16 protein-coding genes are annotated in these 23,507 nt (G+C 38.1%); 9 read left to right on the forward strand and 7 right to left on the reverse strand.

Annotation, left to right across the window (positions count from 1 at the left end; translation table 11 throughout):
• Window positions 1-284: 284 nt before the first annotated feature.
• Complete coding sequence (locus tag AUR67_RS06350; protein ID WP_058584621.1) at window positions 285-1,160, reverse strand: hypothetical protein; 876 nt, start codon at window positions 1,158-1,160, stop codon at window positions 285-287.
• A 785-nt stretch (window positions 1,161-1,945) separates the two neighbouring features.
• On the opposite strand from AUR67_RS06350, the gene AUR67_RS06355 reads away from it, so the two are divergent.
• A complete protein-coding gene (locus AUR67_RS06355; protein WP_055022470.1) occupies window positions 1,946-2,146 on the forward strand; it encodes a hypothetical protein in 201 nt (66 codons plus the stop codon).
• Window positions 2,136-2,381 (forward strand): hypothetical protein, encoded by a 246-nt coding sequence (locus AUR67_RS06360; protein WP_058584622.1) that lies wholly within the window; start codon window positions 2,136-2,138, stop codon window positions 2,379-2,381. Before AUR67_RS06355 ends, AUR67_RS06360 begins: the two co-directional genes overlap by 11 nt.
• Before the next feature lie 1,136 nt (window positions 2,382-3,517).
• On the opposite strand, the gene AUR67_RS06365 is transcribed toward AUR67_RS06360, so the two are convergent.
• Both AUR67_RS06365 and AUR67_RS06370 read right to left on the reverse strand, forming a co-directional pair.
• The gene (locus AUR67_RS06365) at window positions 3,518-4,660 is read right to left on the reverse strand and encodes a hypothetical protein (protein WP_152996499.1); all 1,143 of its coding nucleotides are present in this window, start codon (window positions 4,658-4,660) and stop codon (window positions 3,518-3,520) included.
• Window positions 4,661-4,670: 10 nt separating this feature from the next.
• Window positions 4,671-11,855 (reverse strand): NBR1-Ig-like domain-containing protein, encoded by a 7,185-nt coding sequence (locus tag AUR67_RS06370; protein WP_058584624.1) that lies wholly within the window; start codon window positions 11,853-11,855, stop codon window positions 4,671-4,673.
• Between the two features lie 818 nt (window positions 11,856-12,673).
• Here AUR67_RS06370 and AUR67_RS06380 point away from each other — a divergent pair.
• The 4 genes from AUR67_RS06380 to AUR67_RS06395 all read left to right on the forward strand — a co-directional run bounded on the left by AUR67_RS06380 (window position 12,674) and on the right by AUR67_RS06395 (window position 15,689).
• On the forward strand, window positions 12,674-13,162 hold the full coding sequence (locus tag AUR67_RS06380) for a hypothetical protein (RefSeq protein WP_058584626.1): 489 nt from the start codon (window positions 12,674-12,676) through the stop codon (window positions 13,160-13,162).
• Window positions 13,163-13,298: 136 nt separating this feature from the next.
• The gene (locus AUR67_RS06385; RefSeq protein WP_058584627.1) at window positions 13,299-13,880 is read left to right on the forward strand and encodes an AbiV family abortive infection protein; all 582 of its coding nucleotides are present in this window, start codon (window positions 13,299-13,301) and stop codon (window positions 13,878-13,880) included.
• Between the two features lie 72 nt (window positions 13,881-13,952).
• Complete coding sequence (locus AUR67_RS06390; RefSeq protein WP_058584628.1) at window positions 13,953-14,708, forward strand: hypothetical protein; 756 nt, start codon at window positions 13,953-13,955, stop codon at window positions 14,706-14,708.
• A 570-nt stretch (window positions 14,709-15,278) separates the two neighbouring features.
• A complete protein-coding gene (locus tag AUR67_RS06395) occupies window positions 15,279-15,689 on the forward strand; it encodes a GIY-YIG nuclease family protein (protein WP_058584629.1) in 411 nt (136 codons plus the stop codon).
• A 163-nt stretch (window positions 15,690-15,852) separates the two neighbouring features.
• Here AUR67_RS06395 and AUR67_RS06400 read toward each other — a convergent pair whose 3' ends face one another.
• Both AUR67_RS06400 and AUR67_RS06405 read right to left on the reverse strand, forming a co-directional pair.
• Complete coding sequence (locus tag AUR67_RS06400) at window positions 15,853-17,439, reverse strand: hypothetical protein (RefSeq protein WP_058584630.1); 1,587 nt, start codon at window positions 17,437-17,439, stop codon at window positions 15,853-15,855.
• Window positions 17,440-17,951: 512 nt separating this feature from the next.
• Window positions 17,952-19,610, reverse strand: coding sequence for a tyrosine-type recombinase/integrase (locus AUR67_RS06405; protein ID WP_058584631.1), 1,659 nt, complete (start codon window positions 19,608-19,610; stop codon window positions 17,952-17,954).
• A 247-nt stretch (window positions 19,611-19,857) separates the two neighbouring features.
• Between AUR67_RS06405 and AUR67_RS06410 the strand changes: the two genes are divergently transcribed.
• Both AUR67_RS06410 and AUR67_RS21540 read left to right on the forward strand, forming a co-directional pair.
• Complete coding sequence (locus AUR67_RS06410) at window positions 19,858-20,112, forward strand: YfhL family 4Fe-4S dicluster ferredoxin (RefSeq protein WP_054562570.1); 255 nt, start codon at window positions 19,858-19,860, stop codon at window positions 20,110-20,112.
• A gap of 108 nt (window positions 20,113-20,220) precedes the next feature.
• A complete protein-coding gene (locus AUR67_RS21540) occupies window positions 20,221-21,540 on the forward strand; it encodes a methyl-accepting chemotaxis protein (protein WP_058584632.1) in 1,320 nt (439 codons plus the stop codon).
• A 32-nt stretch (window positions 21,541-21,572) separates the two neighbouring features.
• Here the strand turns inward: AUR67_RS21540 and AUR67_RS21010 are convergent, their stop codons facing one another.
• Together AUR67_RS21010 and AUR67_RS06425 are read right to left on the reverse strand one after the other, a co-directional pair.
• A complete protein-coding gene (locus tag AUR67_RS21010) occupies window positions 21,573-21,824 on the reverse strand; it encodes a TIGR03643 family protein (RefSeq protein ID WP_058584633.1) in 252 nt (83 codons plus the stop codon).
• 45 nt (window positions 21,825-21,869) lie between these two features.
• The gene (locus AUR67_RS06425; protein ID WP_058584634.1) at window positions 21,870-22,754 is read right to left on the reverse strand and encodes a LysR family transcriptional regulator; all 885 of its coding nucleotides are present in this window, start codon (window positions 22,752-22,754) and stop codon (window positions 21,870-21,872) included.
• A gap of 102 nt (window positions 22,755-22,856) precedes the next feature.
• Between AUR67_RS06425 and AUR67_RS06430 the strand changes: the two genes are divergently transcribed.
• Entirely contained in the window at window positions 22,857-23,486 is a 630-nt protein-coding gene (locus tag AUR67_RS06430; RefSeq protein ID WP_058584635.1) for an NAD(P)-dependent oxidoreductase, read from the forward strand.
• The last annotated feature ends 21 nt before the right edge of the window (window positions 23,487-23,507 follow it).

Here is a 23,507-nt window from a genome sequence, read left to right on the forward strand (position 1 = left end):
TAAATACTATTATCTTCCCACTCAACTTGGTGTTGCAGCGTGCTATCAATAAATCCAAGTTGATCTGGCTTTAAGTCGATAGCACTTTGAGCTTTAAAGACTAATGTGTTTTCAGCAAACCAAAAGATGCCAACTTTGATATTCATGAAGGGCTCCTAAACTTATTTTTCCCAACATTACTCGGTTAAGTCCAATTTAGAACCCTTCCTCATAGCCCATTTCTGCGAAAAAATTTTAGTTTTTATATAGCGCTTGTTATTGTCACTGGTATGAGTAAGCAAAATCTAGATGCTATAAAACCTTTCACTTATTTCATCACATAGCTTGGTTCGATAGATAATCGACGATTGAAGTAGCTCGACATCTTCAGGTGATAGGAGAGGGTGGCGAGTTTTCTTATCGAATCGTGTTGTCATTTCATCGAATAATTGTTCGTGCAGGCGCTTTATATCATCAAAAATTTGCAGTGATTGGGAGAATAAAAACACTTTGTCGTAGTCGCCATTTTTAAGTGAGGCTAGGTATTTTAAAAGAATGGCTTGCCGTGCTGCTTTGTTCTTGAAGGAGTGTTCGACTTCCATGGCTGCAATTGAGCCATCTAATAAGCGAACTGCGCCATCGACTGTTCGGGTCTCTGTGCTTGTATTGGCGCGTTTGAATTCGGGTTCAGTTATAAAGCTTTGCCACATGGGGGCGTAGGTGCCATCATTATGATAATTGTGAATGCCTCTTAGCATCACAAAGGCGTTAATTAGGTTATGCATAACGTTGTTGTGGTTAAATTGTAAAGCGGGGTTGGTATTGGCTCTGAAGTACACATCAATATTCATTATTTCTTCAGCGTACTTTGCGGCGCTGTAGGTTGGAACATAGACGCGCCCATCGGGGCTACGATGTGTTTTAACGAGCTTTAAAAAGCCATCGTTGGTGAGCCTATTTAAGTGCTCCAAGGCTAATCGGTGTGAGATGGCATAAAGCCAACTCACAAGGCCTGGTGTGATGATAGTAAATCGAATGGCAATGAGAGTTGAGAGCCTCAGGCGATTGCTAAACTTTTGATGATTGTTTGCACCGTCATAGTAGCGCATATCAATATCAAAATAGCGAGGGTAGGCGAGCTGCAGTTGGTTACTGGGTTTGTTGTTTTGGATGCTTGTCATGTTTAAAGACCTAGGTTGTTAGTTTGAATCTTTAACTAACAACCCACCTTGCAAATTATCGCTGTTTAGCGATTGTTTGCCGGTTTTCCTACCGGGATGCTTTGTACGCATGCTCGGTAGGGTTGTCGCGATGATTATCGCAACAACAGGCAGCTTTCAGCTGATGTCTTCACAACGTTGTTGTTCAAACATATGGCTTAAAACGCCCGTCATCTCTGATGTTGCTCCGCAACGAGATGACTCAACGAGCTACCGCTCTAGCGTATTAAGCCATAGCGCGAATGTACCGAGCTACGCTCTGTACTCACCGCCACAATGCCGCTTTATGAACAGGCGATGGGTGCCCCATTATCCGCCTTCATCATATCGCTTACTTTTCTATCGCAAAGGTGGTTCGCTTTTCAATTTGTACCAAATTTCAACCGAATTTCGCTAGGGCGAAACATCATCGCGGTGAGTACAGACCAGCTGTACATTCGCGCTGCTCCATGTTTCTTCGGCTTCGCCTACGGCACATTACGCGACTTATTGGTCTCATTCTGAGACGCTTTTTATTGCCTAATTTCGTTCCGAATTAGGCTGGGTTTGATGTCTTTCAGACGAAAAAGTAAGTCTACTTCGTAACAAAACAAAGTAATATTGTCTGTGAATAGTGAGATAAATAGAAAAGAAGAAAGTGATAATCCAAACTGTTTGTTGCTGAGCTTCGCAGTCAAACAAGTTTGTTTTTTATCACAAAATCATTAACTTTTAAAGAGAACTCACCCACTCTAAGAGGTTAAAAAATGACGACTACATCGATTAATCCTGCAACCGGTTTACCTATCAATGATGCTGATAATGGCAATTGTGTTGATATAGGTGGCAACGTATTTGGCACCGATAACAGTGACTTTTCTGATACAACAAGCTGTGATTCTTTCTCTGTATTTGATGATACTGATTGGGGGATTGATATTTCTTGCGGTGGAATAGATGAGTTTTAAACACTCATTTATCTATCGCAATCGTATCGAGATTGTTATCGCACTGATTCTATTCAGTGGTGTTGGATTTACGTTTTATCAGCTTAAGAGCACAGATAATCTCGTTTGGTTAATCGTAATGAGCCTGTTTTGCACCAAATTTGTAATGGGTGCAACGGGCTACTATCTCTATGCAGAAAAGCACACACCCAGCATGAAAAAGATGCTTGAGTATGTGTTACTAAGGTTTTACTAACCTCCTATGTTTGTCCACCAAAGCGCCTTTAAGGCGCTTTTTCGGTTTATAAGAGAGTAAAATCGTAGTTATATCAGAATTTAAAAAAGCGCCCACAGGGCGCTTAGAATTAAAGGTATTTGTCTCGTAATTTTGATTCTATGAGACTTAAAATGTCAGCGCATATGTATGCCAAAATAATGTGCTCATAGCCTTCGAGTAAGTTATCAGACGCTAGTCTAGAAGTTTTGGGGTAATTAAGAACCCACAAAAATATCGCAAGTGGAATAAACAGATAAATACTATTCACACCGACTCGCACTAACCCAAGTACGAGCTCTAAACAAAATGTCTTCACACAGATTCTCCTCATTTGTACTGTGCAAATACGTATGTTTGTTAGGTGATAATTTATAGTTATTGGATGAACGCTTAATACAAAGGCAGGGCTTTTAAATTTAAGTTTTAGCTTAGATTGTTTCCCAGGTAATAATGAATCAGAAAATAACATTATCAGAACTTAATTCTGTTTATTGTTAGGGATTTTTTGAACTTCTAAGTTCAAAAACTTTCTACTACTTATATTGAGTGTCAGTGTTAATAGTATGCAATAATTACTTAATTAACTGAGGCATCAAACGATTTATCTAAGATATAGTTCTTTAAAAGTTGGGAGATGCTATAGAAGGATTAAATTTTTGAATGAATTGACTGACTTTATCAGCTTGTGAAACAACTAGTTGGTGGTGCACTTCCTGACTATCTGGTATACAGATATGTATTGTTGAAAGTCAGGCTAGAGTTCTAGAAAGTAAAAGAAGTCCTCGATTTATAAAGTACACAAAACACCTGCGCCAAAAATACTGGTATTCAGAGGCATGATGCACAAAATACGATGGATAATTTTGTACTTTGCTATGGGGCTCAGCTCCTACCGTTACAAAGGAATTTAGGTCTCGCTTGTTCATTTATTGAAGTTGAAGGCAATTTTCTGATTTCAAATAATAAGTATTAACTCCACCTTCCTTGAAAGGGCACGGGGTTGTTCCGAGAGGCTCAAAATTATTTTAGATACAAGATTTGTATTGAGTAAACTAACAATTTAGCCTCAGCGAAACCTGAGGCTAAATTTACAATACCCATAATTTTAGCTCACATCAAACTCCACAATGCGATCCGAATTCTACGAATAACTTACAAACTCTGAAGTTTTTCAATGAACTTCCGATTGTCTCATTACGCGTAATATTATCCAAGCGCCCCATGAATTCAGAGTTATCCCTCAACTGCGCGGCACTAATTTGCAGAATAGATTTAGAAATACCGGACAGGTTTCCATCAAAACTTAAAGAGATAGAATCAGCTTTTAAAAGACCAGAATCATTGTACAAGTAACTTCGCAGCCCGCAATTCTCCACCTCTTCATCGTAGCAAAATGAATAACTGATTGCGCAACCACTACTAAATGTAAAACTCTCACCTGCAGATAGAGTGTAATCAGTAACTGATTGCTCTGAAGGACAACTCTCTTCGATAGAATAATAAAAGTCAGTTTCACCCACATCATTTAACAACATCTGCAGATCTTCACTACCATTCGACTGGATAGTAAATGGTATACCCCCAACAGACGGATTTAGATTTTCTCTGACGTAACTGACAATATCTACTTCAGCAGTAGAAGCATAGTACTCATCGATATAATCCAGCAGGTCACTTTGATCGCGCTCTACATCAAATAAGCCAATATCTATATAATCTAGAAGCCCATCTAAGTTTGAGTCCGAGTGACCAAACTCAACAAAAAAGTTATTTGCCAATTCAGTAATATCGTTATGGGACTCAATCACTTCACCTTCAGCATAATTTACAAAAAAATCGGTATACTTGTTTAAAAGCAAATAGCTGCCCGAAAGTGTAAAGTAACTTCCTACCGTCATTGATTTAAAAGTTTGCCCCCCGTAGGAAGCTTCAAATATTATAGGTGAATTGAGGTTAAAACCTCTTTCCTCTAAATTATCTTGAAGAGAGTATATATCAAAAACATACGCGCCATCTTCTGCATATTTAAAGCTATTACTCCCAGACAACACAACGTCACCTTCAAGTGTCAAAACAGAGAGACTAGCGGCCTCATAACCTTCACCTTGCACTGCTACAGTAACAAGCAATGGCTCAACTTCCTGAACTGGAGGAGGATCAATCGTCACTGGCTGCTCATCATTACTTTCAGAACCTCCACCGCCACAACCTACCAGAAACAGCGTTAAAAAAAGCATTTTAATTTTGTTGGCTTTCATATCAATATCCCTATTCAGCATTGCCATTACCATGCAATAGTGCATACTTACCAAAAACAACCATTATACGTTGCATTTGATTCTTCTTAGGCTTAGCTACACGCTTTTCTTTCGCATTAGCTTCATCAGATTCTTTTTTATTTAAAGATAAAACTGCTCGACCTTTAGTTAATGCCAACCTTAGGGTTTCTCTTAACTTGAATAGATCTCGTGTATTTTTAATTACATCCGCACTAGCCAGGCCAATGATAGCTTCCTTAACAATTAAATTGTAGAAACTATGACTACCTTGATGTCTTACGTTGACATCCAAATCACAAACACATCCAGCGGTTTTTAGACATTTATTTGACGGAAGAGGGAGACCATTGTTTGGTTCATCTAAAAAGTAATTGACTCCCCCATCTATTGAGAGGTCTGAAATAACAGTACTAAGCTCTTTAGGTATAATGTGATGGACTTGACACAACTCCCCAGTTAAGTACCCCTTAACACCAAACAAGTTTTTAGCTAACTTAGATGAGCTTAGACTACCTTTGTCGTCAAGGTTTTCTACATACATGTATTTAATTTTCGGCCTACTAATATATCTTATAGCCTCCTTCTTAACTGTCTTGCTGTCAGTTAATTTCGGAGAAAAATTAGGCTTAAAACAATCATGCTTAACTTGAAGACTCGCATCTTCATAACAAGGTCGCCAGATACTAAATACATTGGAAGCGCTACTTGCATCAGAGTTAAACTCAGCTTGCAAAGGGGATGATGCTGATGCTGCAGGCTGGTAATCAGGCTCTAATTTCATATTAGCAATTTCATTAAGCAACTCACGCATTCCTTTGATTTGCTCAATTACATTAATTGAATCTGTTTTTATTTTTTCAGCAGCAATACCACCTTTCAATAATCGCGAACCAATTTTGCCAATTTTGAACACACTTAAAGCAGCTTTCTTTGCGATAGCCTTTGCACCATTTTTCTTTAAAAGTGCCAATAACTTTTTCATGGAAAGCAATTCCAGATATTCATTTATAAGAATAGTGCCTTGAAAGCCTACTAAATAGGCAAACTCATTAGAATTAATAACTTCGGTACCTTCAAGGTTATAATAACGTGCAAAAACACCCTTGAAGTCGAATCGCCTCATAATATCTGCATGCCTAATGGTACCTTTCCATGTCCCCTCTACATCTAGGTTTTGGACCATGGCTAACAGTTCATTTTGAAGACTCTTTAAACTTCCGTGGTCCATACCACTAAGTAAACTATTAATTTGCTGGATATCATAAGCAATTGCATCAATCTTAGACTGCAAACATGCATCTACACCCATAATTTGCCCATCAGAACTCTCACAATTGATCATTTCTGCAATTTCAACAGCGTCCCTTACAAAGAAATCTGAAACACTTAACTTAACCGCATACAACACTGATGTTCTTTCCTGCAGCACTGCAGATATTTGTTCATTGATGTCAGAAACCGCATCCAATGAACCCGTTGATACGTGGCTATACCAAACACTATCTTGTTTAGATTGGTTTACTAACTCTGCATCCAATTGTTTTAACTGACCAGACTTATAAAGAATTTGATCAACCCGCATCGGCTCAACAACGGTACTGAATAATTTGGCCTCTAAGTCCCATTGGCAAAATGTTAACGCCTTCTCGGATGGGTTATTAATCAAGAAAGAGGGGGTAAAATGAACCGTTTCCCTCATCTGATCAACGTAGTCCAAATAATCACTATTTCTAATGGCCTGTGTTATTGCAGATTCATCAAATGCACTATATTGAGCTGAGAGTGAATACTCGCCATTTGAAGATAGCTGAGTTAAAACCTTATAACCGAATCCTGTAACATTAACTGGAATACCAATAGGGATACTCCTTGAAGCAGTTGAAGAAGCCTCACAAATTTCTAAATAGTCATCAATCGTTCTACCTGTCACACATAAGGCATGGTCCTGACCCAAAACACTGCAAACACCTTTCAATCGATCAATCGCATTCAAAGTGAGATAGAAAGTAGGGTGCCCACCAACGTGACTAACGGCATTACCTTCAGAATCAACCAATTTAAAGTAATAACTAAATGTACCCTCTTGATCAGGTGCGGTGAACTCAAACTTAATTGGCGCAGTATTAGACACTGACGTGTAAGGAACTTCAATATCCGTCATAACACAATCAGTACCTGCAATATTACTACATTGCATAACTTTAAAGTCTACCCAATCATTTGGGCCAACATTCCTAAGGTTCCACTCCTTAGTAGAACTTACACCTATGTCTACATCAGATTCGTCATCGAAATTTTCGTCTGAACCATCTGTGAAATCCCAACTATTTTTACTATCTGCGATAAATACACTTCCAGTGGAAAATTCAATCTCCCCACACGTATCTTCAATTGCGACAGTCCACGTACTATGAACACCAACTTTAGATTGGTCTGGCGGCGTAATTTGCAATGGAAGAAGATTATTGTTTGGATCTTCCACCTCCACAACAGACTCAACATACTGGGCAAAATTTAAATCCTTGGTAATAACCGCCTCATTGAAAGGATTTACCAAGACAGGCTTTTTATTGGCATTTGTGAAGTTATATGCAAGTAATGATATTAGATTTCCAAAACTATCATTTACACTCATCTCAATAGTGTCAGTTAGCTTACATGCATCTTCTTGAGTAAAACTATAACTATAAAAAGTATCACTTAGCTTGTTAACAGAGACACTTAGGCCATCTACTTTAAAAGTAGTGTCACCAATGAGAGGCTCGGAGAACCTCACATCTATACTAGACAAAGCACCAGGCTCAAAAGAAATGTTTTCGTTTACAACTTCAAAGGTCAACCCTGTAGCTAACGCTACTGAATTAGAGTATGAATTCACAACTCTACCATCGGAGTCAACTAGTGACACACGAGCACTGATAAAGCCTGATTTGGAATAAAGGCCACTCAACTCATCTCTTGAATAATCAACAGACAAGAAGCCACCAACACTTATCATAGCTGACTGCCTTGAAGCCTCCATATATACGCCATTACTGCCTGTTTGCCCCAATTCAGATAATTGAATAACCAATTCAAGCATTTCCAGCTCAGGGTTATTCATCTCAAAGTTCACAAGCAAGCCATCAGATGTTTTTTCTAATTTGACTTCACCTACAGAAAAATCAGTCGATTCAAACGTTACAGGACTGGATAATTTAGTGACAATATCACCATTTTCATCACTTAAAACTAATTTAGCATGGTAGGTTTCACCTACAGAAAGATAGTCCGCCAATTCATCACTAGCCCACCTGATAGAGTAGTTACCCGAAGCGCTGATTGAGACAGTCTTCTTACTAGCTTCTATATATCCAACTGTTTCATCTGAACTCGAAATTAAAGCGGAAACCTCATAATCAGCAGAATCAATACCTGCAACAGAATATGACAACGATAATGTGTCACCATCCATTAAATCAAAACTGTTAACAAGCAAAGTAGGCATGCCAGATGAAGCATCGTACTGATATTCCAGCCACCCAGTTTGGCCGCTCACAGTATTTGACGATTCATCTGTTACCTGTATTGAAACTCTATAACTAGAACCTGTATTAATATAAGGCAACAACTCAATTCTAGACCAAGCAACAGCCAAATTATTACTGGCTATCTCGTGCACAAAGGTTTTACGCGCCGCGCTTATTGGATCAGAATTACCTTGCTCATATAAATCAACAACAACTTCAGCAGATGAATCATCAACATCACCCACATCAGCAACAAACTCTAATGAACCATCCGCATTTTCGCTAAATGACACCAACCTTAAACTAGGGGGCTCGTTTTCAGCTTGATACTCATACTCAAATGAATTACTAAAAAGCGCGGTCTCATTATCACTTTCATCGAAGACATTTAATAACAACCTATACTCCCGACCATTTTGGAAGTTAGATGCCGACCAACTAAGTTGATATGCGCCACTTTCTTTATTTACCAATTGGAGCTTCGACTCAGGAACAAATGTATCTATGTCATCAGGCTCTGAGTAATAAGCGTCAACACCCATCAACTCACTTTCAGGGTCTGATATATTAAATGACACAGTGACACTACCATCAACCCCTGTACGGAGTGACGTAACAGCAATAGTCGGCCTTTCATTTTCTGGCTCAAAGTCATAAAGAATAGTTGATGTAACTTTCGATGCTTCGTTATTTGCAGAGTCAACAACTTCAACTATCGCAGAGTAGCGCTTACCGCTTTCTACAAATGTTGATAATTCTTCTGGTGTCCAAGTAATAAAGACTGACTTATTATCCTCACTGTCTGTAAATACTTTCTGGGTACCAGATTGAAATTGAGTCGTTGAGTCACCAAAAGAAATTTTTGAACTAATAGAGGAGGGCAGTCCTTCTGGATCATTTACCTTCACTGTCAGATACACACCACCGTCATCAGTGGTAGCAAACTCTAAAATATCAATTGAAGGTGGCTGGTTCGCTTGATAATCAAACACAATACTATCGGAGACAACTGTCGTCACATTACCTTCGTCATCAGACACATTCAATTGTATCGCATAAGCGCTGTTGTATTCGAATTGTTCCGGCCCCCACTCAAGGGTAAAATTACCATCACTTTTACCAGACAACTCCTTTTTACTACCAAGATTGAAAGTAGCCCTATCATTTGGCTCCGACACATAAGCCATCACTGACATACTTTCATCTTCAGGATCATTTATTGTGAAAGAGATAGATACTGAACCAGAAGCTGCTAATTCTAGCGCTGTAATAGTAACAGACGGACTGTTGTTTACAGGGTCATAAGTATAAGGAATTAATGCAGTAATAGACGTTGATGTATTCCCACTATCATCTGTAACAACAACCTTAGCCGAATACTCCTCACCCTTTTCAACATAGGCCGCAAGTTCTTCTCTAGCCCAAAGAACAAAAGTTGAACTTTTATCAGGGCTATTAACATATGATTTAGATGTAGATTCTTGAAACTGAGACGTTGAATTTGCAAAAGAAATTACAGCTTCAATATTTGAAGGATTACCCTCAGGATCATCTGGCTGAACAGTCAGATATAAACCACCATCATCCGACATTGCAAATTCACGGATAGTAATTGATGGCGGTAAGTTTTCTTTTTCAAAGGCATAAAGAAACGCACCAGAAACTACTTTAGTTTGCACACCTTCTGCATCAACAACGTTCAACTGAACTGCATATTCACGTCCATTTTCAAAGCTATCAGCATCCCAAGTTAAAGTATGACTCCCACTAGAAATACCATTTTTACGATTGGCAGTCGCTGGGTCAAAACTTGAAGGATCATCAGGCTCTGAAGTAAAAGCAAGCACATCCATTAACCCACCTTCAGGGTCGGTAGCTGTAAATACAACCGAGACAGAACCATCCTCAGTGATATTTATAGCACCAAACGAAACACTTGGGGCATCATTGGACGGCTCAAAATCATAAGAAATGAAGGGCGCTATTTTTATTGTTTCGTTACCTGCAGAATCTGTAACCACAACCTTGGCCGAGTATTGATTTCCAACTTCTAAATACGGTGAAACCTCATCATAACTCCAAGTTATGAACTTTGATTGCTCATCTGGAACACCTGTAAAGAGCTTATCAGTACCGGAAGGAAAACTTGTGTTTGAATTCGCCTCTGAAATTGTAGCTTGAACAATAAGTGGTTCATTTTCTGGATCATCTGATTGAACAGTCAGATATACACCACCATCACCCGACATTGCAAATTCACGAATATCCACAGTGGCAGGTGAGTTGTCTACCACCCTATAAGTTAAACCAGTAATTGAATAATCAGACTCATGATTTCCATACTCATCTTCAATTGAAAATTTCACATTCAAAGGCTGACCATCTTCAGCAAAACTTGAGAATTCATCATAACTCCAAACAACACGATGCTCTCCAGAATTAAGGTTTTCAAAAGACTTACGGGTTTGAGCCTGCCAATAAGGACTCCACATAAACAATTCAGCTTCAAGGTTAACTCCATCACCTTGAGGGTCTTCAAATACAACTACAAGCTCAACCTTACCAGACTCAATTTGAGAAAAACTGTAGTCCTTCAGTATGGGATACTCTGGCGTTGGTGGATTGTAATTTAAATCGATTTCTTCGGTTGTGAATGTAGTTTTATTACCCGCACTATCAGTGACTTCAATAGTAGAGGTATAAGAGAATCCTCCTGAAAAATCACTCTCTTCATATAACCAAGTAAAGCTGTATTGGCCGTCACCTTTGCTATACAAATTCTTCTCAGAATTCTCATTTTTACTACCTGGGTGATCTTCCCAAGAATAAAAACCAGCGATGTCCATTAACTCATTTTCTTCATCACTAATATAAAATTGAACATTAAGACTGTTATCATCAGCTTGATAGATACCGACATTTGTAATTGAAGGGGGGCTATTTGACACCTCAAAAGAGTAACGAATAGACTGAGAATAGGCGACTGTTTCATTATTCTGCTCATCAAATACATTTAATCGCACAGTATAATTATTACCAGAGCTGACATAAGCCGCTATATCTTCCTGCGGCCAAGTAATTGTATGGTTACCGTTTTGACGGCTAGACAATCCTGTTTTAGTTCCGAACTGGTAAGAGGAAGTAGAGTTTGCATTCGAAATATATGCATCCACTCCCATATTTTCACCTTCATGATCATCCAATGAAAAAGTTAACACCAAATCACCAGATTCATTTTCAGTTAAATCACTGATTGATACAATAGGGGATTGATTATCCACTTCATATGTATAAGCAATCTGTCCTGAATAGGCTACTGTCTCATTATTTTGCTCATCAAACACATTCAATCTGACTGAATATGAGTTACCGGAAGCGACATAAGAACTAATGTCTTCTTGAGCCCAAGTGATAGTATGAACACCATTCACTCTACTAGATAAGCCATTTTTAGTCGCAAACTCAAAGCTTGTTGTAGAATTCGGCTTTGATATATAGGCATCCACCCCCATATTCTCACCTTCAGCATCATCCAACCTAAAAAGAAGGTAGATACCTCCATCACTCGATTCACCAAAATCAGTCACTGTTACTACTGGGGCCTCATTAGCAAACGCAACTCCAGACAAAACTATAGAAAACAGTACAAACAATAGCTTTTTCATAAACAATCCATATAAATGACAAATATATTTGCATTCAGTATAGATTCAGACTTTAGGATTACAACTGATTACACTTATTAACATGCAGAATTCACACACATTTCTATACTCAAAACAGCTAAAGCCCCCGAAGATTGTGGGAACAAGGTGAAAAGTATTTTTTCATATAATCACAAATAAATTTAGTAATTTGCATAAAATGTAATTGAGATAAAGGTGGTTTTGATTGAATCGTTGAATGGCAAATATTAAAGAGTGCTAAAACAACCTTTACTTCATGTAGAAGGCGGAAACATGATTATAAGAACAAATAAATTCCCAATGGAAAGCATTGAGAGACATCAGTCCGTTGAGCTTATTGCAGCTTGCAGCTATTTACATGCAAACGAAACGAAAGCACGTTGTTAGGCTAATTTGGGAAGATGATGCACAAACTCATAATGAAAAGCTGGACTTACCTCACACTATAAACTCCAACAAGGCACTCAAGCAAGAGCGCAGTAGAGCTGCACTACTAAGCTTGGCGTTACCGAATAAACAATCTAACGTAATTTTGTCCATCGATGAGTTATACATATAACTCGCCTTTGCCCCAAAACAAGCTAGAAAATTTTGCTTAACGGGGTATCATCGGTTCTGAGCGAATATTGCTTAGTCAGCATAAATTCGACGATATGGTTTAAAAATGGTGAACGAGTTCTCATTGAGTTAGTTCTAAATTTGACTGTGCTTATATACAGTGATTCCGTATTTCTCCTATAGTCAAGAAAACGACCCATTGGGTCGATATTAAATTGTTATATTTATAGAGGAAGGTTATGAAACAAGTCCCTAACAAAAGGGTTTTTTCTTCAGCGAACCAATATCAAGATGCGGCTGTAGTATTGTCTAAAACCGATGGTTGTCTCTGGGTTGCCGCTATAAATGCAGCACTATCGATTGAAATCTATTTAAAGTCTTTCTTAGTCATCCAAGACAAAGTTGACGGCTATGAGGGGTATAAAAAGGTTAAAAAAGGACATGATCTCCTTAAACTGTATTTAGAAATAGATCTCGATGATAAAGCAGCGTTAAAAGAAAAGCTGTCAAATCTTGACATTGAGTCGAAATTAGAACGCTATAAGAATCTTTTTACTCATGCTCGATACACGTTTGAACCTGTAAATGTTGATTCTGTTGGCACGGATATTATTCATTTGTCCAAGGCTTTTAGAAATGCAATCGAAGTAATAATCAGAGAAAGGTACCCAGAAAGAAACCCGCCACATTTACAAGAAGCTGTAAATTGCGCATTGGGAAAAGTGTAAATATAACAAGGCTATAAAAAGGGACGCTTTGTCAATGCGGAAGTTTTTCAAAGTGTTGTGAATATAAATGATTAAGCAGTTTTGGGCAGTTTGGTAAGCGCCCGTTATTGCGACGTTAAATGGAGTTGATAGCACGGTGAAAAATTTAAATATTGAAGAGTTAGAACATGCGAGAGTTTGTGTTTTACAAAATGCGCAGAGCTTGTATAAAGAAGCCCTATTACTTGAAAGCCATGGTTTTTATGCTCGTGCATACACATTAGCGCATATTTGTAATGAAGAGCTTTCCAAGCTTCCGATGCTCGTTGGCATAGCAATGGATGTAGCCAATGGTGAGTCAATCGACTGGAAAGTTTTTAACAAGAGGATATCTAGTCATATAAAAAAAATAGACTTCATGCATGTAGAAAACTATCTAAATAGTGAAATTCGTTCTGATGATTCAGATCTTCGTGATTTTCAAAACGGGTTGACGAGTACATCGCAATTAAATACTCATAAAAACAATAGTTTATACGCAGGCGTTGTAGATAATAAGTTTACACAGCCGAATCATTTGTTTGATCAAACTAAAGTTCGAGAGTTGCTAGTTAAGTTAACGGAAAGGCTTGGTTATTATGAATCCGTTGAATCACAAACAGTCGGCAAGATAGCTCAAGCAAAAAGTTCTTTAAATTTAAGAAAAATAGCGAAAAAAACATTTAACAAGCAAAGGTAGCCGACGCTTACAGAGCAGCTGATTTGGGCGTTAGATGCTAGAGCAATTCACCATTGATTATGGAAATATTGAATGTTTAGTCCTGAACAAATAGACGCAAAGAAAGCTTATCTGACAATGCTTCTCACATTGGATGATATCACTGCATCTACAGAAATGATGATAGATGTTCGAAATGATGCTGATAGTTTATTGAGCTACTTTAGGAATTTCAGATTTCTCGTCATCACATTGACAAACCTAACAGATAATCTTAATCAAATAGAACGTTCCCTTAATGCTTTAGGTTTTAAAAGCTCGAATATGTCCCAGTTGAGGAGAAAACTCGATTTCATTAAACATATTAGAAATAAGGGCGTAGGCCATCTAGATGCTAAATTGCTTGAAAAGAGCATTCAATGGCAACCATCTCTCTTTAATTTAGAGATGAAAGGGAACTTGATACCAAGTGCAATTTTCTCCAACATCGCTGTTTTGGAACTTGCAATTAACTCTTATGTAAAAGAATCAGGTGAACACAAGGTGTTTTCATCCTTTATTGACTTTGCATATCCTCCAGATTTCAAGGAAATAACTGAACATATACTGGCGGTATCTCAGGATTGTGTAGATTACATGGCTAGAAGATTAGAATTTCTTGAAGCGAATATAAAATATTATGAACCTTCAGAGAGACTTCATACCAGTAGTGTTGCTGCAAATACTGATTTCAATCTAAAAACACCTATTGATTATTCATACAATGAATCTGATTCTTTGGGTAGACTCCAAGATAGCTTAGAAAGATTATGTCATCTAATTGAGTCAGATGAAGAGAGAGAAAAATAAGGGGGTTCCTTGAGTCTCGTCTTAAAGATAGAAGCATCTAACGGGGCCATCAACCCGACTCCTTCCGCTGAGCTTTTTGGGCTTGACGCAAGTGCCAGTTTAGCCCAAAGCACTATGGTCGGTTGTGGGTTATGGTCGCGCTAGCCATAGAAGTTTGTATGCGAAATTCATCAAATACAGCCGACGACCTAGCTCGTTTTTGTCCATCGACGAGTTATAAATATAACTCGCGTTTGCCCCAACACGAGCTAAGCTTAATTGCTCGGGCTAGCTGCCTCTGTGTGCGTAAAAATATAATTGCTTATTAAGGCAAATTTAGGTGTAATGAATACATAATAAGCGCTGAGAAATGCAGGGAAGCTTACTTTACATTATCTAAGCTAACTTAACACTAGCTAGGAAAATGAGAGCCTCCAAAAAGCTTATTTTATATAAGTAAGCCATAGCATAAACAACACAAGCTTTTACACATCGAGCAGGTAGAGGCTCAGTCCAACAATCGATTATGCAACACAAACTGCGTGTTGCATAAATACTAAAATGTTAGGTTCATGGAGCATGGAATCAAAAATGAACGTTGAATCTGTAAAAGAAGCTATAGCTGAATTTGATAGTAAATTTAAACGTCCAGGGATAGATTCCCTAGTTGAATGCTTTCAATCAACTTATGTGACTCAAAGCAATTGGTCCTCGCTTTGGGCAGATAAAGGATTACTACGTACTTATACTGATGAGCCTTGTGTGTATTTCTTTTTTAATAATAAAGAAGAACTTCAGTATATTGGTAAAGCTGAGATCCTCGGTTACCGCATGAGTAAGCACTTCGCTAAAAACTCTAAGTGGTATGGTGAGGTTAAAACAATCGGTATTCTGCCAGTCCCAAGAGATTCGTGGTTTGAAATTGTGGCTATCGAGGCTTATCTAATTGATTTATTGCGACCTCCAGCAAATAGTATAGGGAAAAATAGTAGAAGAACCTAACAAGTGCCTAAACCAAAGGGCTGTTCGCTTCGCTCCATTTTAGCCCACTATTTTTAGCCTGTTATTAGTGCGTTGCCTCATAGAAATATTTATGTGAAATTCATCTAATAGCCGACGACCTAAAACGTTTTTGTCCAATAACGAGTTAGATAATGCGCCAGATTTAGATGGTATGATATTCTTCATTACTTTTCTTTATTTTATTCATAGCTTCAAGGATTGCATTTTCATGCATCATGAATAAATTGTTTGATTCTTTTGAGTACGTCCCGTGTTGCTCCTCAGCGGAAGTGTAATGCTTTCCGGAGCGGTCATGATTTGTATGTAAAATATGCAGCATTCTATTTGCTTCAGCTTCATTTATTTCTTCTGTTGATGGCTTTTTCTCAGAGTTACTTATGTGGTGTAATATTTCTTTTGAGTCAATTTCAGCTTCCGTTAGTGTTGAATAACCATTTGTTAATGCAACCATTACATTTGTTTTAGCAAGTTTTCTAAACATAGTTAAGCAAGAACCTTTAGAGCCTTTCTTGTTAATTTTATAAGGGTTTGCCTTATCCATATTCTTAGGTGCATTTTTCTGCATGAACTCCCTAAGCGTATTGTATGGTAAATGATTTTCAGGATTTCGTATGCTTACAAACAAGTACTCTTTTATCTCACCATATACTCTTTTTGAATATGCTAATTGATCTTTTATGGCTTTTATCATTTCACTGGTTAATATTATTTTCTGTTCTTGTTGGTTTTTTGTTGGCCCTCTTTCTGTTGTGGTACTACCTGGTATTATCAAAACCTTAGGATCATCTAAATTATCTAAATAGCTGCTCTTTAATGTGCAAGCGCACTGAGGTCTTAATGCGGCAAAAATACAAAGCTTTAAAGCATTTACTAAATTTCTATTTTCGTTGTGTTCCAGGGTGATTAATAGCTTTGCTGTAGATTCATTATCTGTGTAGCCTTCATACTTTCTTATTTCACATCTTTTCTTAGATAAATATAAACTTTTGACATTATTAAAAGGGTTGTTCTTATAATTTAGTCTGTCTATTGAAAACTTAAATAAATCTTTAACGCGATGGAAAATGGTTTCTACATATTCCCTTGTAAGATCACGCTTTAATTTCGTAAACGCTAGTTGAATATCTTCACTTGTAATATCAATAAACCTTTTATCAACACCAATGATAGTTGAAAATTTTCTAAGGTAGCATGAATACGTTCTAATGGTTCCATCTGAAAATAAACGACGATCACTCTTTTGCTCTTGTTTTAATTCTTCTATATACAGTTCAGCAACTTCTCCAAGCGTTTGACCATACAGTTGATTATCAAAAATGATGGCGCTAAGAGTTGCAGCTTCAGCGACTGTCATTGTTTTATTGTTACCTAATAAAGGCCTTTTTAACTTTCGATGGCCAGGATAGTATGCAAAAAATTGTACGATTCCATTTAAGTTAAAAATGAACCTTAATTTGCTTTTGCTACAATATTTAGATTTCCTATAATCTTTTTTGGGTTGGCCTGGTTCTTGTTCCGGGTATTTAATTGATACAGCGTATTCAGATAATATTAAAATATCTTTATCACTATATGGTGGTTTAAAACTGTCAAATTTCGACTTGCTAATACACTCACTTTCACTTTGCTTCTCAGACTCATTTTCACTTGTTATCTTAGATAGGTTTTTAATTTTATCTAATATTTTGCTTATTTTATTTTTCTTAAACTTATTTTTAGTTTTTTTCATATTTTATTAAGTCTTTATTACTTCATCTGGGATGAATTAACGTTGTCGCTTTTTTATTATGTTGAATGAGTTTTTTGATTGCTGCAAGAGGGGGAAGCCTTGCCAGCTATGGCTTTAAGCCTATGACTACTAAGATCATTTTGGTGGTGAAATTAAATGGCTTTGTTTAAGCTACTGATAAGTCGTTTATAAGCTTATTATCAAATCTGAGCTTTTTGGTGGTGTATTAGTATGTTTTGGGTACTAAACTTTTTTAAATTTTTTTAAATTTTTTTAAATAAAACTTTTTAAAGATTTTTGTGTACTTTTTATAAATTCTTTGTAAGTTCATCAAAATTCAATACTTTTCTTCGTTCTACCGTTAAATTTATTTTTGCCAATGCTGTTTATTATTTTTGAACAAAAAGTGTTCATTATCTTTGGTGTTGTACGAAAAATGACCCGGCTTTACGCTAAGTCATTATTTAGTTTCTATATGCTCTTTCAGTATACTTTTCGGATGAGTATTTAGCTTAAACAGCAATATCATCAAGGTAACTTTCGATTACAGTTCTACCATCTTTAGTCAGAATTAACTCTTTAACTGATTTTCCTGTATCACCAAAAGGCTGATTTATGAATTGAATGTATGCACCTTTATGGACAAGAGATGCTTTTATTCGCTCTCTTAGCGCTTTTTTATGTTCCTTATCTTTGATTATTTTTTGTTGGTTTACCTGAAATGCTGTAGGCCTTAACTCTAAGCTTTGAAACTCATGGACTCGTTTTAAAATGCTGACCTCGTGTAACTTAAATACATTGAACTTAAGTTTTGTTGAAGTGCCGTAGAGCTCTTCAGATTTATCGTAGTTAAGCCCATTCGGATCATCAGACTTTCTCAAATGATGAAGTGCTAAACGGGTTAAGTCTTCTGCATGCTTAAAGTGGTAGCCGTTTGATACCATCAGCTCTTTTGTATTGGATTTAAAGAAGCTTCTACACATAGTACAAAATGCACCCGCAGAGCCTTTCATTACAATTTGTTCGATATCACCTTTTACTGCATCAAATGGAGAATAGTCTTTGATAATTTTATCGAGGGAGCGTTTAGAAAATTGCTTCATAGGGTCGCGTGGTTGCAGAAAAATGAACTCTTGATTGCAATTAGGTCGTGCCGATTCCATCCATGCCCTTTGTTCAAGGATAATAGTACGCATCATTTTTGTTAGTGGGAGTCTGTATTCTTTTTGGTTTTTCATTTCACCACGTACACCTACGATGGATGACGGAAAAGTTATTAAGGTCGGAAAGGTAATGCTATTCAGCCATGACCATTTCATTTGAGGAATGTTGATAGGCCTCAAGCCCGTTAAAATCATAAACCTGGCTGCGTTCTTCTGGTGAATGCATGGCGTAGTTGCAAGGTTGATCCACAACTCTGCAATTGAATCTAAGTCAGTGTAGGCTTGGCACGGGCGGGGAGTATCAACTCGATCCGAAACATAATAATCATCAATGTCAGCAGCAGGATTACGGCCATTGTTAAACTTATTTTTGGCAAACTTCCATATACGCCTTATTTGAGCAAATAGCTCAATGGCTTGGTTATTGGATTCGCTAGCAATAATTTTATCAATGATTCGCTCAAGATCCCCTGCCGTAATACTTTGAAATCTCGTTTTCAGATTAAAGTATTGCTTAAGTTTTTTTACTCTGCACTTATATGTTCTCAATGAACCGGCTGCAAACTTTGTGGGTGCGAGTAAATGTCGGTTTGTCAGGTTCTGCTCATATTCTTTAAAAATAGTGTTTAAATCGGCGAATATCGTTCTTCCCTCCAATATCGTTTTCGTAAGCTCTCTTGCTTTTGCAATGGTGAGTTCTGGTAACTCCCCTAGCTTTACGTTTCGGATCTCTAACTTTTTCGGGAAATTAGAATAGAAGATGACCTTACCTTTTGGGGTGAATACGAGCCGTAAATTGTGTTGTTGCTCATATTTAGACAAACGAACCAAGGGCTTATTTTTAATCCCTTGTTTTAAAGCAACTTTTCTCTCAAAATTTGAAATTATTTGAATCGCAGTAACACACTTTTTTATGTACAACATTGAAAAAGGTGCCTTCGTCTCTTTCCAAACTGCTTTTGCTTTGATGTATTCGGCTTTTGTTATGGGTTTATTCGTGTTTTTCATTTCTCTAAAACTCAGGTTTATTAAGCCCTGTAGGCCTGTCGTTTGATCTAGATCAACAAAATTTAGAGTGGGGTAAAGTAGAATGCGCGACCGCTTTTGTAACGGCTGCTCATAAACAGAGTGTGCTACGAATTGTGTTATTATTTATCGAATATTTTTCAAACTAAGCTTGTTTGAAAAATATATGTGTTACATACCGACTCATGTAACTATCTGTTTTATAGTGATTTATGTTCGAGGTCATTAAATGGCATTACTCATCAATAACAAATGTATTAACTGTGATATGTGTGATCCGGAGTGCCCGAATGAAGCTATTTATATGGGCGCGAAGATATATCAAATAGACCCAAATAAATGTACGGAGTGTGTTGGACATTACGATAACCCTACATGTGTTAGTGTGTGTCCTATTGATTGCATTAAGCCAGATCCAAATCATCGTGAAACTTTAGATGAGTTGGCTGAGAAATACGTTAAATTGACCTCCCAAGCTTCTTAGTTAAATTACTTTTCTTAATTCTTTTTGCTTATCTTAAAGTAGCGCCCTGCGATAATTGTTCTACAATTTTATGAACAACAACACGTTAATAAAAAATCAGGGCGTTTTATGTGGTTTAGTAAATCCTTACAGGCTGAAATTGATGCGTTAAAAGCTGAGCTTTATCCACTAAAAGATCTCACTTCTGGTATTGATGAAGAGATGTTAGTGCTTAGGCTGCGTGCAGATGGCACAATGGCTTATATTAACCAGAATTTTTTAGATGAATTAGGCTACTCGCACAACCAGCTAATTGACTCGCCCTTCCAAGATATTATTACTGAACAATCTCGAAATACTGACCAGTTTAAAGACTTAAAAAACGCCATTGAAAATCAACAGCATGGAGTAGGGCACTTACAAATAACTCGCTATGACGGCAAGCTTGAGTGGCTCCGTTTGATTGCACACCCGGTACACACAGAGCAAGGTGAGCTCAATTACTTCGCTATTTACGGCACTGTGCTTACCGATGCCATTTCTACTTCTCGTGAACAGCGCGACACTATAAATGCCATCTATCGCTCGATGGCGGTTATTGAGTTTGACTTAGAGGGTAAGGTTATTAACGCAAATGAACCGTTTTTAGAGAGCATGGGTTATAAAAAAGAAGAGATACTAGGTAAGCACCATAGTATGTTTTGTGAACCTGAACTGGCTGAGTCAGTTGAGTATGAGAAGTTTTGGCAGCGCTTAAGACGTGGTGAGTTTGTTGTTGATCGCTTTAAACGTGTTGACCGTCATGGCAATGAAGTGTGGCTTGAAGCTTCATACAACCCCATTTCAAATGATTTTGGTGAGCTTTACAAGGTGATGAAGTTTGCCACTGTGATCACTGAGCAAGTTAATCGTGAACAGGCAATTTCACAAGCGGCCGAAATTGCGTATGGCACATCAACAGAGACTGATAGACTCGCTCAACAAGGGGCTGAGGTGTTACAAAACACCATGACGGTGATGAATGAATTAGCCCAGCAGATGGAGCAAGCAGCCCAAGAGATTTCAGCCCTCGATAAACAGTCACAACAAATTGCAGCCATTGTGCAAAGTATTAGTAGTATTGCGGAGCAAACGAACTTGCTGGCGCTAAACGCAGCAATTGAAGCTGCCCGTGCCGGTGAGCAAGGTCGAGGTTTTGCGGTGGTGGCTGATGAAGTCAGACAGCTTGCTTCAAGAACCTCAAAAGCCACCGAAGAAATTGTTGAAGTAGTAAATAATAATCAGTCACTTACGCAAAATACGGTAAAGGTTATTGAGCAAGGTAAGGTGAAAGCTGAGCAAGGCGTGTCTTTATCAAATGAGTCTGGTCAAGTGATGGAAGACATACAACACGGTGCCCAGCAAGTGGTTGATGCAGTAGGGCAATTTGCTAATCAACTGAATCACTAATCTTTGTAATACCAGGTTTTAAGCCGAGTAAACTATCTATGTTTATATTGGGTTTTACAATAACCACGGGATATATCTGGATGGCGTAGTTTTAAGTGTTTGGTTTGCCTACCCGCTGCGCGTTTTCGCCAAAGTTTAAAACTCGAGCTTGTTAATTGCTCACGCATTAGCGCGATAACGCTTTTTTCATTTAAACCAAACTGTTGGTTTATTGCTTCAAACGGGGTTCTGTCTTCCCACGCCATCTCTATGATGCGTGATATTTCATGATCTAAGTGCTGCATTACGGCTCCTTTTTGTAGCTTATACGTATTTGCAGCAGATTTAGATTATAAGATATCGTGTTGCCAGTGCTCTGCTAAAAAGTCGATGAACGCTCTCACCACATTTTGTTGGAAGTTACGCGATAAATACACCGCCCATAAGTGAGAGCCCATAGTAGTGTGCTCTGGCAGTACTTTTACAAGCTCACCTGATGCCAAATAGTCATTGGCGAGATCGCAAGGTAGGTGAGCAATCCCCATTCCTTGTTTTGCTGCTTTTAAAAGCACGCCCATATCGTTGGCAACAATGTTGCCCTTAACCGTGACTTTTTGTGTGTTGTCGTCGTGTTGAAATTGCCAAATAGTGTGTTTGTTGTGAATAAGGCAATTATGTGCAGTTAAGTCACTGGGCTCATTAATTGGTAGGTTCGCAGCTAAATAATCGTTAGAAGCACATACTGCGGTTGCGATATACATTAGCTTACGGGCAATAAGACCTTCATCGGGCTGGTGGATGTAACGCAAAGCGATATCAACGCGGTCATCAACCAGCTGCGATAAACTATCAGAAAGTAACAGTTCAAAGCGCGTCTGAGGATGGCGCTTGGTGAACACTTCAATGGCATCAAACAGTTTATGTTGGCCAAGCCCAATCGGAGAGGCAACTCGAATGGTACCTACCAATTCGTTGTTATGGCTGTGTGCTCGGCTTTGTAAATCAGACACTTGATTTAATATTTGCTGGCAATAGCTAAGGGCTTCTTCGCCTTGAAGGGTCAAACTTACTTTGCGTGTTGTGCGATGAAACAACCTTAAATTTAGCCACTTTTCTATATCTTGAATATGTCTAGAAACTTGTAATCGGCTTAGACCTAAATGCTCCGCAGCCTGAGTAAAGCTGCCGGTACGGGCAACTTCGACAAAGCTAGTAATTGAATTGAGTTTATCCATTGGTATCTTCAAGTGAAACAATGTGTATCTATATAGTGTATTTATCAGCAATTAGTGAACAAGTAAACTGCAATCATTGAAACAAACAACGGAGAATTCCTTATGAAATTAGCAGTTATTGGCGCAACAGGTTGGATTGGCAGCCACATTACTTCAGAAGCAATCGCACGTGGTCATCAAGTAAATGCATTAGTTAGAGACGCAGCTAAAGTAACCCAAGATAACGTTACTGTGACTGAATTTGATTTAACTAAAGACGATATCGCAACTGCAGCTGCAGGTAGTGATGTTGTTATTGCTGCAATTGGTGGTCGTGCTTTAGGTAACCATGAAATTGTGGCAAATACAGCAAAACAATTACTAAACGCACTTGCAGGTACTAACACACGCATTCTATGGGTGGGCGGTGCAGGTAGCTTAGAAGTCGCACCCGGTGTAACACTGGTATCAAGCCCAGATTTTCCTACTGAATACAAAGCAGAAGCCATTGCTCAAGGTGAGGCACTTGATGTGTTTAGAGCCTCAACAGTAGATACAGCTTGGACCTTTGTATCACCCGCAGCGGTAATCTACCCAGGGGAGTCAGAAGGCCCGTACCGTGTTGGTGGCGACAGCTTCTTTACTGATGCAAACGGCGAAAGCAAAATATCAGTCACTGATTATGCTAAAGCGATGCTTGATGAAGCACAATCAGCAGCTCATTTAAATCAACGTATTAGTATTGCTTACTAATAGCGAGTCTTTCTTCAGGCT

Origin of the sequence: Pseudoalteromonas sp. XI10, from assembly GCF_001469895.1 — a bacterium.
Taxonomy (GTDB): Bacteria; Pseudomonadota; Gammaproteobacteria; order Enterobacterales; family Alteromonadaceae; genus Pseudoalteromonas.